Raw genomic sequence first — 13063 nt, 5'->3', positions numbered from 1 at the left:
ACTCGAATACGGGGCGATTCACCCAGCGGTACAAGCTCAGTGTCGGCCACACGTTCTCGATCTGGTCGGCAAACCTCGAGCGCAAGTACACCCGCACGTACGCCGCCTTGTACGCCATCAGTTCGACGCTGTTGTCGGGCACTGTGGGCTTCAGCTCAGTCTTGTAGTACTGGATCGATTGGGTGACTTCGATACCGTCGATCCGTACATCCGACAGCTGCAGCGCATCCTTCATCGTGTCGGTGAGCCACGACGTCGCGGTCCGTACGATCTCCAGTGGTGGCATGACCGGCACCTCCTCGGGTTGAACTGGCCGGTAGTGCCCAGCATGAACCGACATCCATGCGCGGACATGCGTAGTCCACTACCGCAATTGGTGTTGAAGTAGTCGACTACTCGTGCGCGGCGTGAATCCGCCGCGCACGCTATGTCAGGTGTCGGACACCTCGACCCGCGACGGCTGCAAGACTGCTGCAGCCATCGCGGCGTGCGCGGCCATCGTCATTGCGCTGAGCAATACCAGCGTTGCAGGCGCGGATCCGGCGCCTTCCACCGACGTGTCCACCACGACCCAGGTGCCCGATCCCCCTGAGCCTGTGAGCGAATCTGTGCCTTCCGGTTCTCATCCCCCCGGCGGCGAAATCTCCGGGGTGATCAATCCTTCCGTGCTGAGCTTGGAACCCTCCACTGGCACAGCCGGGACCGATGTGACGGCGACTCTGGCCGGCGAGATCGGTGCTGTGTGCGCCTCCCCGGTCAGCATTCTGTGGGGTGGCCCAGGCGGAGCGGCAGAGGCGAGCGGTGACGCCTCGTCTCCGATCCACTTGACGGTGCCGGTAAACGCAGCCGTCGGCGCACACATGGTGGTTGCACAATGTTCGCTTCGATACGCACGCCGGGTCGGTGCACTGATGCCAGTCATCGTCGCGCGCAACCTGTTCACTGTCAGCGCCGGCTCTTCCGACGAACCTCGTGCGGGAGTCCCACCGCGACCCGAGATAGACGGGCGAAGCCCAGCAGATCCTGCCGCTCTCACAGCATCGGCCGGCGGTGGACCCATCCCGCCGGCAGCATCTGGCCCGACCCCGGAATCAATCCTTCTTCCGTCTGTCATCGTCCTCGCCGGGGCCGTCGCCGCGATGTTCGCTTTCCTCCGCCTACGAAGGCCACGGCGCCCACGGGTTGAGAAGAGCCGCACGCCTCACGTGCACACCGAAGTTCATGCCTACCGGGACACATGTTCGCTGGTCGAGCGCCCATCGCCGGGCGAGGTCACTCACGCGATCTGCGTCCGTAGCCGGCCACAGGTCCCGACGGTCACCATCCAGGAGGTCCCCGATGACGACACTCGCAAGCGTTTCCACCATTCGTGACGTCCTGTGGCCCGACGCAGAACTGCGGTCACCGGAGGTACTACGCAAGGCCATCAACGACCATCAGATCGTCGAGGGCCGAATAAAGCCACCCGTGAATGCAGTGCACGTCATCCAGTCAGAACTCGCCAAGTCTGCCGACCAGATTCTGGCGACCGACCTCATCGACATCGGCGTCTCGGGATGGCGCAAGTACAACAAGGTGACCGCAGCGGCCCACCGAACATACAGCGCGCAGAGCACAGAAGTGCTGGCGATGTGCACACATCGCATCACCCTCACGCAGCGACCGGTCATCGAGATCTACCTCGACGGCATCTGTGTGGGAACCGTCGCCATCGAACTCACCGGCTTCCTCGAACTCTGCGGCTTGCAGCTGGTGATCGCCGAAGCACACCTCACGGAGATCCGGTGCGGCGAGTGCACCGCCGACCTTCGCCTGTCGATCGAGGGATTCCCGGTCGCACACCGCCGACAGCGCTTCGATGTGCGTGGCAACCTTCCGTTGCGTCGGCCGGTCTTGTTGATCCGACGGTCCGGCGCACCGGTGCGCGAGCGAAGTCTACGTCCACCGAGGTAGATGCAGTTGGTGATCGCTTTGACGTGGGGCTTACGCGACACGCGACGAGTGCTCTGCGCTGGGCCGCACCATTAAGGCGTCTGTTTCGGACCGGTGCGCTGACCACCGACGAGATCGAGCGGGTGCCCACGGCCCGTCGGTGAACGTTCCGCGGAACGTCTACCTCTTCAGCGTCCGTCGATGCCGTGGCCGGTATCCGCAGCGCGAACATGTTGGTGAAGCGGGTGGGTGCCATGAACGGCGGAGGCCTCACGTCTGACCTGGTTTCACGGGCCGATAACGCGGCGAACGGATACAAAAAACCAACAGTGAATTTTCGCTTTTTTCGATTTACACTGTGTTCTATGACCACTCTGCTGGAGCAGACCGTTCTCCCCGACACCGACGGCGGCGACGTGCAGCAACTCGACGCACTCCTTGCCGTACTCACCGCCGACCACTCGGTGATTGTGCGCGCCGGCGAGAGTTCTGCGCAGCTGCCCGAGGAGTTGCGACAGATCCTGACAACCGTGCTGTCCAACCTCATTCAGGGCACCGCAGTGACTGTTGAGCCGCACCGCACGCTGCTGACGACGCAAGAGGCCGCCGATATTCTGGGAATCACCCGGCCCACCCTCGTGCGGCTGCTGACCGACAACGAGATCCCCTACACCACTCCCGGTCGACATCGCCGCGTGCAACTCACCGACGTCCTGGCCTATCAACAACGCACGCGCACCCAACGCGCTGAGGCCCTCGCCGAACTCGCTGCCCCTGACCCCCGACCGACCGAGACCGACGGCTTCATCGCCACGCGCTGACACTCGTGGCCGCAACCTTCCGCGTCGTGCTCGACGCCTGCGTGATGCTGCCGCAGAACCTGAACAACCTGCTGCTCACCCTTGCCGAGCACGACATGTTCACACCGGTGTGGACGCCACAACTCCTCGACGAAGTCCACCGCAACCTCACCGGCACACACGCGGTGACCGCCGAGCAGGCCGATCATCGCATCACCCAAATGCGTCGCGCGTTTCCGCATGCCGCCGACCACAGCGCCGGCTACCTCCGCCTCGTTGACGCAATGACTAATCACCCCAAGGACCGACACGTCCTGGCCGCCGCGGTCGCCTCCGGCGCTGCACTGATCGTTACCGCCAACCTCAAGGACTTCCCCGGTGACGCCTGCGACCCACACGGAATCACCGCAGTACACCCGGACGACTTCCTCCTCGATCAGCTCGATCTCGACACCCAAGAAGTGATGAGCGCAATCACCGCCCTCACTGACCGCAATCAGCACCCGCCTCGAACCGCGGGACAACTCGTCGAAGCGCTGCGCTCTGTCACCCCGGAGTTCGCCGCGGCTGTTCAGGAGATCATCTCGCCCGTGACGGCCTTGGAGATCGTCGACGACGCGCACGTCGACGATTAGCTCCCCGACAACGTCAGGGAAGATCTCTGCGCGGTAGGCGATCTCAGTACCTCGACCGAGACCCGGGACGATTCCCGACGCCCGAGTTCGGGCGCTTGACGGTCAGACACATCTGGCACCCGGCGGCTCTGGAGGATGTCGCCACGGCGGTGTTGGAGTTGCGGGATTGAGCATGCCTCGTCGGCGATAATCGACTCGGCGCCAGGCGAGATGTCAGGCGTCCCGCGGCGTACCCAGCCCGGCGTCCTCATGGAACCGCCGCAATTCCTCCTCGACCCGGCCACCGACCACCCGCTCCCGCTCGTCGGCTCCCTGGGGATGCACCCGCTCCAACATCTCGGTCACCAAGCGCTGCAACGCGTCCCGGTCGAGGTGATCGGCCTCGCGCAGCGCGGGTTCGACGCGGTCTTTGAGCTGCTCTGGCATCAGCTGGGTCAGTTGCCGCTGATGGTTGGTGCGGTGGGGTTCCCGGTCCGTCGGCGTCTGTTCGGGTTGTCCCCACGCCCCGGGGTGGAGGTAGCGGCCCTTCTCCACGGCGGGCTTGTCGTCTTCGACGACGAGCCGGTTGGCGGCTGCCCACGGGTCCTTGCGTGTTCCGGTGACCTGCCAGCACACCTTCACCTTGGGCCGGTCGGTCTTGATGGTGAACTCGTTGTCGGTGACCTCGCGCGCCACGATCGCCTGCGCGAAGTCGCCGATGACGGTCAGCTGGTAGCGGACATCCTGGTTGAGGGCCTCGAAGTAGTCCGGCAGCCGGACCGCTGCTTCGCCGTTCTCGTCGGTGCTGACGGTGCCGCTGTATACGTTGAGCATGTCGGGACTCTCGACGAACGAGTGCCGCAAGTACTTGTTGGTCGGATCGGTCGGGTGGTCGATCTCGAATCCGCCACCGGCCTTGGCGAGGAAGCCGGTGACGCGGACGCGGCCGAGAAACACCCCGGCGAAACCGGACGGGTTCTCGCCGACGATCCCGCCGGCGGCCGGGTCGCGGGAGGTGGACACGCCGTGCACCCCGCCGCCTCGACCCTCGCCACGCACCCCGAAGCCGGTGTAGCTGTGGCCTTCGACGCCGTCGCCGAGAACGCTTTCGCCGAAGACACCGCTGCCCGGATCCTGCGAGAAGTGCAGGCCGAAGGTGCCGTAGCCCGACCCGGTGGTGACTCCGACGACACCACTGTTCGATTGGCTCTTGCCACGCACGCCGACGCCGTTGCTGCCGCGCCCTTCCACCCCGATCGAGGTGGAGCCGCCGAAGCTCTCCCCCTGCACCCCGAACGTGGCGCCACTGCCGCGCACGCCGCCGCCGCGCACACTCGACCCACGCACCCCGGTGGCGCTGCCGACGAAGCCAGTCACTCCGTTGCCGCCGGCGGTGCTGGAACCGAAGACCCCGGACGACGATCCGACCTCCTGATGGAAGGTGACGCCGAGTACGCCGGTCCCGAACTGGCTGCGGCCGAACACCCCGAGAGTGTCGACGCCGTGCCCTTCGACGCCGGCGTTGCCCGTCGGCGCGTTCTGCACTCCGGACGGGAGTACCCCACTGGTACCCAAAACCCCTGCCCCGCTGTCGGAGTCGCCCCACACACCGCAGGGGCCGGTGGGTGTCTGCCCACTGTTCGCCGGTTCGAACCCTTCTACGCGAGCCATGAGATCCTCCTCGATCGGCCGAGCGCTACTTCTTCGTTAGACGTTCAAACCTCTTTGCGCTGTTCGCTTTTGCGAAACAGCGCCTTTACTCAAGGGTGGCACCGACACCAGTGGGTGTGAAGTAGTCCGATCGATATACGTCGTTCCGGTCGAGCACCGGCCTAGAGCGACTGCGGCAGCTCGCCTTCGCGCGGTTACCGACGCTTAGAACGTCCCGCACGTCGAGCACTCTTGCCGGGAATCTTCCCAGCCGCTTCGCGTGCCGCCCGCTTGGCCGCCGCCTTCTCCCGGGCCGACCGTTTGGGCGCCTCGTCGCTGCGGCCGCGCGACGACGTCGCCTTGCGGCCGCGCACAATGCCGATGAATTCGTCGGCGAGATCCGATGTCGGTTGCGGCCACAGCAGCCCCACGGTCGAGGTCGGGGCGTCGGTCACCGGGCGGTACACGAGATCCTTGCGGTGATGCAGACGCGCCAACGACTGCGGCACCAACAGCACCCCGATCCCCGCGGCGACCAGTTCGATGGCATCACCGGTGGTCTCCGGCCGATGGCTCACTGCCGTTCCTGGGGGTTGTGGCACCGTCAAAGGTTCGTCGAGCGGCCACAGCAGCTGTTCGTCCGCCAGGTCGGCCAGCGTCATCTCCTCGCCTGCGGTCAGGACGTGGTCTTTGGGCACCACCACGACGGTGGTCTCCTCATACAGTTCGATGCTGTGATGGGTTCCCGCGTCGGCGTGACCCAGCGCCTCGGGCAGGCGGGTGATCGCCATCTGCACGCGCCCCTGCCCGACGGCCTCGGCACAGTCGGCGACGTCGAGGGCGACGAGTTCCAGCGGCACATCGGGCCGTCGTTGCTCCCAGATCCGCACCCACTTACCCGGCGTGACCCCCGGGACGAACGCCAGCCGGAACACCGGGGCGTCGTCGCTGCTGGTCGCGTCGGGTGTGGTCACGACCAGAGGCTACCGCGCGATACCCTCAGCGGATGAGCTCGCAATCGATGAAGCCGGCCACCGCCGCCAAGAAGCTGGACGTGTACCTGCCGGCGACGCCGGCCGAGTTCCGTGAGCGACCCATCACCCGAGCCGAACTCGCCGAGCTGCAGGCCGACCCGCCGGAGTGGCTGCGTACGCTGCGCGCCGACGGCCCGCACCCGAAGAATCTGGTCGCCGCCAAACTCGGCATCTCCAACTCCGGCCTGGTCCGCGGCGGAATCACCGAAGCGCTTACCACCGCGCAGATCGATGAGCTGCTCGCCGAGATGCCCGAGTGGCTGGCCGCCGAGCGCGCCACCCAGCTCGAGGTGCGTCGCGAAGAACGGCGGATCAAGTCGCTGCACGCGGACAAGGCGCGCGCGCGAGGAGGGTGACGGCGAATAGCTAATCGGCAATCAACTATCGTTGAAGCCGAGGCTTTCAGTCCGGTCCCTCTCCCCCGACCGGGACCGGTCGGGAAGCCACCCCGGCGCCCCGTCAGACCAACCCCCGACTGGTCTGGCGGGGCGCTTTTGTGTCTGGCGTTGGTCAGGCCGGATGCCATGTGAGTTTCTCAGGGAGGCGATGACCCGCAAATCGTCTCCCTCGTGGTTCGCAAGGAGAACGAAAGTCATTGCGCTGTAAGCGAAGTAGTACATTTGCCCGATACCCGCATGGCACTGTCCGCGCTATCGTCGAAGTCGTCAGTTCCCCGTCCTCTTTGGGAGCCCTGTCATGGACAGACAGCACATCGACAACCAGCGTCACGCTCGGACCATCACCGGCACATACCTTCGCGCCTGCATCATTGCGGTGGCCGCAGCCGGAGCGCTGGCGGTATCGAGCGCCGGGACCTCATCTGCAGCCCCACAGTCTCCCGGCACCGGCTCGGGCAGCCTCGATTCCGGGAGCCTCGAAGGTCTCGACCCCGGCAGTCTGGAGAGTCTCGATTTCGGCAGCCTGGACCTCCTTTTCGGCCCGAAACCACCAGTGCAACCCTGCAACCAGCAGACCGAGTCCGGCGGCCAAGGCGTCACCGAAACTCGGCACACACTGGGCCGCAGCGGCCCGACTGCGTTCACACTCGACTACGAGACCGTCAACCTGCCCGACCGGATTCAGGTGTACTACCAAGGGCGCCTGATCCAGGACACCGGTTACGTCGGCGACAACATCAACGAGGGCACCGGCAGCGTCCGAGTGTTCGTTCCACCGGGCGTGCAATCCGAAGTGGTCGTCACGGTCACGGGTCCCGAAGACGGCACCGTGTGGCGATACACCGTGCGTTGCCCGGACTGACGCGGATCAGTCCCGGCCAAATCGGTGGTTCAGCGGCCACAACGGTGGACGAACGGCCGATGATCATTGCGACACCACGTAGACCACGATCACGAACACCGTGGTCCGCATCTCGATCCCCCAGCCGAACACACCCGACGACCCGAAGTCGATCGACCTCGCCCGGTCGGTCGCCTCACCCAGGTCGCCCAGCGCATCCGACAACGACGTCAGCGCAGCGTGCCCGCCGTCGGGATACATCAGCGCCGGGTCGACCCAGGTGGGCGGCAAGCTGCCATCGAGGACGTCGCCGACGTGGTCGGCCACCGTGGCGCGGATCTCGTCATCGTCCCGAATGAGCATGAACGGGAAGCTCTGCTGCCACGATCGATAGACCGCCTCGTTTCCGATCCCGGACATCGCGGCCACCAGCCCGGCCAGCAACGCGACGATTCCCAACGGCCGGGCCCACCGTCGGACGAGCAGACTCGTCCTCGCCGTCAGGCGGCTAGGCACCGCCGAAACGACGCAACTGCGCCAGCATGTCGGCGCGCACGTCCTCGATGATCCCCGCGCGCCGTTCATCGGTGACCCAGCCGCCGCGACCTTCGATCTCAGCCTCGAGGGCCTCGTCAACCCGCCGCCGGAACTCGGCGTTGCGGGCATCCTCGTCGGCTGCCCAGCGGCGCAGGTCAGCGAGCTCGTCACCCGTGCGGCCGGGATCGACATCGGGTTCTGGCTCAGGAGAAGTGAACTCGACGTCGGGGAACTCGATGTTGCGGGCCCGGATCGTCGCAGTCGCGAGGTCGTCCATCGCGCACTGCAGTGTGCTCAGCGCCTCGTCGAATCCGACGGAGTTGGTCATGACGATGTCACCACCCCAGCGCCTGGAGGACTTTCTCGGTCTGTGGGATGGCGCTGCGGCAAACGCTGCCGTCGTCGGCGTCTCCATCGACCAGAACCCGGAGCAGGAAGCCGTCCGGCGTGTCTGCGGTCTTCACCAGGGCGCGACATGACGACTGCCCGTCCTCGGTCTGCTGATACACGGTCCCCCCGGCGATCGGATACTCACTGAGCACCGCGTTCTCAAGAATGACCGTCGCGTCGACGGGCTGAAAGACCTCGACTTTGAGCTCGCCGTAGCCGTCACTGAGCGGCCACTCACACCCGGGCAGACCCCGATCATCGGTCGGCTCCGGTGCATTGGTGACAGCGCCGTCACGCAGTGGAGCGAGGTCGTCGTCTGTGAGAACGGCACACATGTCTTGGCCGGTCAGCGTGGTCGGACTCTCCCGCTGCGTTTCGGTCGACGCCGCCGGCGTGTCGGTCGCCTGGGAAGCGTCGTCAGGGGAACTGTCCCCACATGCCCCGATGGTCAGCGCGATCAGCGTCGCCACGGCGGTCACCGACGCCTTGGCCGCGGTCCTCACGACGCGTCCTCCCATAGCTGCTCTCCGTCTCCTGGTTCGTAGGCTTCGGTCGGCCTCTCGGTCACTCGTTCCAGATCCAGCGCGGTGTCGACATCCACGACCAGCTGGCGGGTTGTCTCCGCTTCTTCGAGGAAGTCCGTGAACGGCTGCAGTTCCTCTTTGACCTTGCCTTCGGCTTTGCCACGGGCAAACCCGATGGGGTCCTTGCAGAATTCGAGGAACGTGTTCAACGCGTCGATCGCCCTCTTCAATTCCTCGATCAGGTCGTTGACCTTCAACGAGACATCCACGAGCATCGCGGTGACCTCGGCAACGGCTGCCGCGGTACCCGCACCGGGCACGAACTTGGCGGCCAACTTCAATGCTCCGGTGAAACTGTCGACCTTGACGATTCGCGAGAGCCCTTTCTTGACCAGTTCGATGATGGCCTTCGCGGCCTCCTCGAGCTGATCGGCGGCCACCGACAACCCCTGCTCAATGAGGCGACCGACCGAACCCTCCCAGTTCAGTCCTTTCACCATGTCGACGTTGTAGGCCGTGTAGGCCACCGCGGCCTTGCCGTCCCAATGGTCGTCGATCTCTTTGTGACCACTCGTCAGATCACCGGCGATCGTGTCGAACGCGGCGCCGGACTTCCCGTAGGTCTTGCCGATCCGCTTGAGCTCCATCCAATTACCCGCAACCGGATCCAGCGCCTCCTCGATCGGGCTCCAACCCGACAGGTCCTTGATGAAGGAATCGGCGTCGCCCAGCCACCCGGCGGTCTCTGAAATCAGCGCATTCCAGTCCACGCTCTCGTTCGGCGGGGCGTCGACGTCGATCTCGCGTGGCGCGGCGAGAGATTTGGCCCCGGGTACGTCCTCGACGACCGGAACTCGGGTCACGGGATTCTCGGCCAACCCGAGATCCACTTCTAGCTGCGTGATGAACGGGTTGCTGTTGTATTCCTGATACGTCGTACGGGCGATCCCGATTCCGGCTTCACGGTCGGTGCTGGTGTAGTCCCACGCCGCCTGTTTGAGGCTGACACTGGTGCCGTGCAACGCGGGGCTCAGCGTGCTCTGGCGGGTGACCGTGGCCTCGCACAGGGTGTCGACGGGCACTTTGAGCGCACTCATCAACCCTTTGAACTCGCCGGTCGACCCGGAATGGCTGCTGACCAGATTCACCGTCGAGACGACGTTGCGCTGCAACCCGAGGACATGATTCCCCAACCCGCTGATCCACTCCGGATCAGCCTTCAGTACTTCCCGCACCGTCCCGACCCCCCCGATCGTCACCCCGCACCCCCGTGCAGGTCGGATTCGACCGTATCAAGTGGGTCGGTTGACTCGGTTCGAGGTATCGGCGGCGTGAGCCGCTAGGGGAACGTCCCAGCCGCTGGCCTATCCTCGGTCCGACGAGTTGAGATGAACGAGGAACGACACCGATGAACTACGAGATGGCCATTGCCGCCTTCGGGATCGGCATCGTCATCGGCCTGACCGGTATGGGCGGCGGCGCACTGATGACCCCCACGCTGGTGCTGTTGTTCAACGTTCCCCCGCTGACCGCCGTCTCGAGCGACCTCGTTGTCAGTGCTGCCACCAAACCCGTCGGGACCGTGGTGCACATGCGCAACGGCACCATCCACTGGAAGATCGTGCTCTGGCTGGTCGTCGGGTCGGTGCCGGCCGCGTTCTGCGGAGCGCTGGTGATCGCCTGGGTGGGCCCGCTGGCCGGGGTCAGCGAATTCGTGAAGACCGCGCTCGGCGTCGTCCTGCTGATCGCCGCGGCCGGACTCGTCGGCCGCGCCTACCTCACCCTCCGACAGAACATGACCGGCCAACCCTCGGCAGCCGCAGGCCCGTCCGGCAACGACATCGCCGTGCGCGTGGTGCCCACGGTGCTGGTCGGGGTGATCGGCGGACTCGTGGTGGGCCTGACCTCGGTCGGTTCGGGCTCCCTGGTGATCATCGCGCTGATGACCATGTACCCGCTGCTCACGGCTAACCGACTGGTCGGCACCGACCTCGCCCAAGCCGTCCCCCTGGTCATCGCGGCCGCCGCCGGCCACCTCCTGTTCGGCGACGTCGACTGGAGCGTGGTGGCACCGCTGCTGGTCGGCAGCATTCCCGGCGCCTACTTCGGGGCCCGACTGTCGTCACGGGCATCGGCCGGTCTGGTGCGTCGCGCGCTCGCGCTGGTGCTGCTGACCGCGGGACTGAAGATGCTGGGTGTCAGCAACCTGTTCACGCTCGTCGGGTCGGGCGTCGCGCTGGTCGGCGGGACCGTCGGGTGGATGCTGGTACGCACCCGCTACGGGCTCAAGGCAACGAACTGGCAGGATCGGCGGGCTGGGGTGTGAGACCCAGCCGCGACTCCACCAATCGGCCAAGCTATTCATCACCCTTTAGTACCCAGCGCGAGCTCATTTGATGGACAAATCATCGGCCCAGTATCCGCGGACATGCAGTCTCCTGGAGTCGTCGAACTTTGGATGGAAACCTGCCCACGAATCTCGGCGGATATTGCAGAACTTACGCGCGCAATCAACGCGGACGCAGGGGGCGCGTTCACAGCCGGTTTGAGGGCTCTTCCTGATTGACGGTGCGTGAAACAGGTTCTGGCGACCACAAGATGTGGGGTGAGGAAGATCGCGTGATGTGGGCGGTGTGCCTGGAGAGGTAGGTGGGTCCTGCGGTGTAAGGGTGAAAGCTCCTACACAAACAACCGCACACCGACAGGACCCATGACGCAGCGTAGCGCGATTGCTGACACGATTTGCCGCACCATCGAGTTGGGGGTGTCGATCACCGACGCCGCTATCGACGCCGAGGACCGCACGCACCTGTTTTGCGAACTGCTGGCGCCTGGCAACGTCTGCCCGGCCTGCGGGCAGTCGGGCCGGCTGCGTGATCACGTCGACCGTGAGGTCGCTGATCTGCCGATTGTCGGTCATCCCACCCGCTTGCACCTGCGGGTACCGCGGTATGTGTGCAGCAACCTCGCGTGCGCGACCTCGATCTTCCGTGCGAATATCACCAGCATCGTCGCACCGCGTACCCAAGTCACTCGACGCACCACCACCTGGATCATGCGCCGGATGATTCTGGACAAGATGAGCGTCACGGCCGTGGCTGCCTCGGTCGGCCTGGGCTGGAACACCGTCAACACCCTGGCCCTGGACGCAGCCCGCAAGCTGGCGGCCGCACCCGACCGGCTGGCCGGTGTTCGGGTCTTGGGTGTGGATGAGCACAAATGGAAACACGTTCGCGGTGAGGGTGATTCGAGTTTCGTGACCGTGCTGGTCGATCTCCCCCGATCGTCGATGGCACCGGGCCGGCACGGTTGCTCGATGTGGTCGCCGGCCGCTCGAAAGCCGCACTCAAGGACTGGCTCGATGCTCGCGACCAGTCGTTTCGCGATCGTATTCGGGTGGTCACCATGGACGGGTTCGTCGGCTACCACACCGCCACCGCTGAAGCCCTCGACAAGGCCCGCACCGTGATGGACCCGTTCCATGTGGTGCACTTGGCGGCGCAGAAGCTAACGTTGTGTCGTCAACGCGTGCACCAAGATACCTGCGGGCACCGCGGCCGCAGCGGGGATCCGTTGTTCGGTATCCGCCGTACTCTGCTGACGCGGATCGGGTTGCTCAGTGACAAACAAGCAACCAAGCTGCAGACCGGGCTGGATGCCCGGGATGAGCATGTGGCCGTTTCGGTCACCCACGCGGTGTATCAAGACCTCATCGGCGCCTACGAGCACCCGGACAAGCGTGCGGGCAAGATCGCGATGTACAAGCTGCTCAAACGCATCCGCACCGGCCTGCCCGCCGGACTGTGCGAGCTCGCCCAACTCGGCCGATCGTTGTGGGCGCGGCACCGCGAGATCCTGGCCTACTTCGACACCGGCGCCTCCAATGGACCGGTTGAAGCGATCAACGGCCGACTCGAGCATCTACGCGGCATCACCCTCGGATTCCGCAACCTCGGCCACTACATCTTGCGGTCCCTGATCCATTCCGGACAGCTCGCCGAACGCCTGGATGCACTCTGAATCAGGAAGAGCCGGTTTGAGAAGTAGGGTTCCTGAGCGTGAAAACACCGTCCTCGGCATCGGGTACGACGAAAAGGCGCTTGACTAGAGAATCAGCGTGCTCGTGACCGCAAGGACAATTGACCACCTGGAGCGGGCCCGGGTTCAGCCAGCCGGCCCCTGGCCGTGGGATGCGATCTGACATGTTGAGCGTTCCGCGGATCGATCACGGAGGGGTTGCGAAGCTCCGCATTGGCCGCAGGAGCGAATCGATAATCATCAACTATCGGGCCGACCCCTTCTCCCGATCGGGACCGGACGAAAGCCTCCCGGGCGCCCCGCCG

Annotated in this window: 14 protein-coding genes and 1 pseudogene; 7 read left to right on the top strand and 8 right to left on the bottom strand. The window is 65.2% G+C overall.

Annotation, left to right across the window (positions count from 1 at the left end; all coding sequences use genetic code 11):
* Window positions 1-286, bottom strand: a 286-nt coding sequence (locus OSB52_RS03645; RefSeq protein WP_266060203.1) for a hypothetical protein, incomplete at its 3' end; no start/stop codon positions are given.
* A 144-nt stretch (window positions 287-430) separates the two neighbouring features.
* The gene (locus OSB52_RS03640) at window positions 431-568 is read right to left on the bottom strand and encodes a hypothetical protein (RefSeq protein WP_266060201.1); all 138 of its coding nucleotides are present in this window, start codon (window positions 566-568) and stop codon (window positions 431-433) included.
* A 770-nt stretch (window positions 569-1338) separates the two neighbouring features.
* Here OSB52_RS03640 and OSB52_RS03635 point away from each other — a divergent pair.
* From OSB52_RS03635 to OSB52_RS03625, 3 genes are all read left to right on the top strand, one after another.
* On the top strand, window positions 1339-1953 hold the full coding sequence (locus OSB52_RS03635) for a hypothetical protein (protein ID WP_266060200.1): 615 nt from the start codon (window positions 1339-1341) through the stop codon (window positions 1951-1953).
* Between the two features lie 344 nt (window positions 1954-2297).
* A complete protein-coding gene (locus OSB52_RS03630; RefSeq protein WP_266060199.1) occupies window positions 2298-2753 on the top strand; it encodes a helix-turn-helix domain-containing protein in 456 nt (151 codons plus the stop codon).
* A 5-nt stretch (window positions 2754-2758) separates the two neighbouring features.
* A complete protein-coding gene (locus OSB52_RS03625; protein WP_266060198.1) occupies window positions 2759-3367 on the top strand; it encodes a VapC50 family PIN domain-containing toxin in 609 nt (202 codons plus the stop codon).
* Window positions 3368-3580: 213 nt separating this feature from the next.
* Here the strand turns inward: OSB52_RS03625 and OSB52_RS03620 are convergent, their stop codons facing one another.
* Both OSB52_RS03620 and OSB52_RS03615 read right to left on the bottom strand, forming a co-directional pair.
* Window positions 3581-5017, bottom strand: a complete 1437-nt coding sequence (locus tag OSB52_RS03620; protein WP_266060197.1) for a hypothetical protein — start codon at window positions 5015-5017, stop codon at window positions 3581-3583.
* A gap of 194 nt (window positions 5018-5211) precedes the next feature.
* Window positions 5212-5976, bottom strand: coding sequence for a LysR family substrate-binding domain-containing protein (locus OSB52_RS03615; protein WP_277614881.1), 765 nt, complete (start codon window positions 5974-5976; stop codon window positions 5212-5214).
* Window positions 5977-6017: 41 nt separating this feature from the next.
* Between OSB52_RS03615 and OSB52_RS03610 the strand changes: the two genes are divergently transcribed.
* On the top strand, window positions 6018-6386 hold the full coding sequence (locus OSB52_RS03610) for a DUF5997 family protein (RefSeq protein WP_266060219.1): 369 nt from the start codon (window positions 6018-6020) through the stop codon (window positions 6384-6386).
* A 340-nt stretch (window positions 6387-6726) separates the two neighbouring features.
* Complete coding sequence (locus tag OSB52_RS03605) at window positions 6727-7290, top strand: hypothetical protein (protein ID WP_266060195.1); 564 nt, start codon at window positions 6727-6729, stop codon at window positions 7288-7290.
* Between the two features lie 63 nt (window positions 7291-7353).
* Here the strand turns inward: OSB52_RS03605 and OSB52_RS03600 are convergent, their stop codons facing one another.
* The 4 genes from OSB52_RS03600 to OSB52_RS03585 are packed head-to-tail and all read right to left on the bottom strand — an operon-like array spanning window position 7354 to window position 9979.
* The gene (locus OSB52_RS03600) at window positions 7354-7785 is read right to left on the bottom strand and encodes a hypothetical protein (protein ID WP_266060194.1); all 432 of its coding nucleotides are present in this window, start codon (window positions 7783-7785) and stop codon (window positions 7354-7356) included.
* A complete protein-coding gene (locus OSB52_RS03595) occupies window positions 7778-8134 on the bottom strand; it encodes a hypothetical protein (RefSeq protein WP_266060193.1) in 357 nt (118 codons plus the stop codon). The genes OSB52_RS03600 and OSB52_RS03595 overlap by 8 nt, the downstream gene beginning before the upstream one ends.
* 7 nt (window positions 8135-8141) lie before the next feature.
* Entirely contained in the window at window positions 8142-8699 is a 558-nt protein-coding gene (locus OSB52_RS03590) for a DUF3558 family protein (protein ID WP_266060192.1), read from the bottom strand.
* Complete coding sequence (locus OSB52_RS03585) at window positions 8696-9979, bottom strand: hypothetical protein (protein ID WP_266060190.1); 1284 nt, start codon at window positions 9977-9979, stop codon at window positions 8696-8698. The genes OSB52_RS03590 and OSB52_RS03585 overlap by 4 nt, the downstream gene beginning before the upstream one ends.
* A 149-nt stretch (window positions 9980-10128) precedes the next feature.
* On the opposite strand from OSB52_RS03585, the gene OSB52_RS03580 reads away from it, so the two are divergent.
* Window positions 10129-11046: a sulfite exporter TauE/SafE family protein gene (locus OSB52_RS03580; RefSeq protein ID WP_266060189.1), complete on the top strand. Its 918-nt coding sequence runs from the start codon at window positions 10129-10131 to the stop codon at window positions 11044-11046.
* 384 nt (window positions 11047-11430) lie between these two features.
* A pseudogene (locus OSB52_RS03575) lies at window positions 11431-12740 on the top strand (ISL3 family transposase).
* The last annotated feature ends 323 nt before the right edge of the window (window positions 12741-13063 follow it).

Origin of the sequence: Gordonia aquimaris (assembly GCF_026262595.1) — a bacterium.
Taxonomy (GTDB): Bacteria; Actinomycetota; Actinomycetes; order Mycobacteriales; family Mycobacteriaceae; genus Gordonia; species Gordonia tangerina.
The sequence above is the reverse complement of the archived record's forward strand: the minus strand, read 5'-3'. Positions and strand labels throughout refer to the sequence as shown.

Coding starts and splice junctions, on each gene's coding strand:
- OSB52_RS03635 (WP_266060200.1), top strand. CDS start 1,339: ATGACGACACTCGCAAGCGTTTCCACCATTCGTGACGTCCTGTGGCCC.
- OSB52_RS03630 (WP_266060199.1), top strand. CDS start 2,298: ATGACCACTCTGCTGGAGCAGACCGTTCTCCCCGACACCGACGGCGGC.
- OSB52_RS03620 (WP_266060197.1), bottom strand. CDS start 5,017: ATGGCTCGCGTAGAAGGGTTCGAACCGGCGAACAGTGGGCAGACACCC.
- OSB52_RS03610 (WP_266060219.1), top strand. CDS start 6,018: ATGAAGCCGGCCACCGCCGCCAAGAAGCTGGACGTGTACCTGCCGGCG.
- OSB52_RS03605 (WP_266060195.1), top strand. CDS start 6,727: ATGGACAGACAGCACATCGACAACCAGCGTCACGCTCGGACCATCACC.
- OSB52_RS03595 (WP_266060193.1), bottom strand. CDS start 8,134: ATGACCAACTCCGTCGGATTCGACGAGGCGCTGAGCACACTGCAGTGC.
- OSB52_RS03580 (WP_266060189.1), top strand. CDS start 10,129: ATGAACTACGAGATGGCCATTGCCGCCTTCGGGATCGGCATCGTCATC.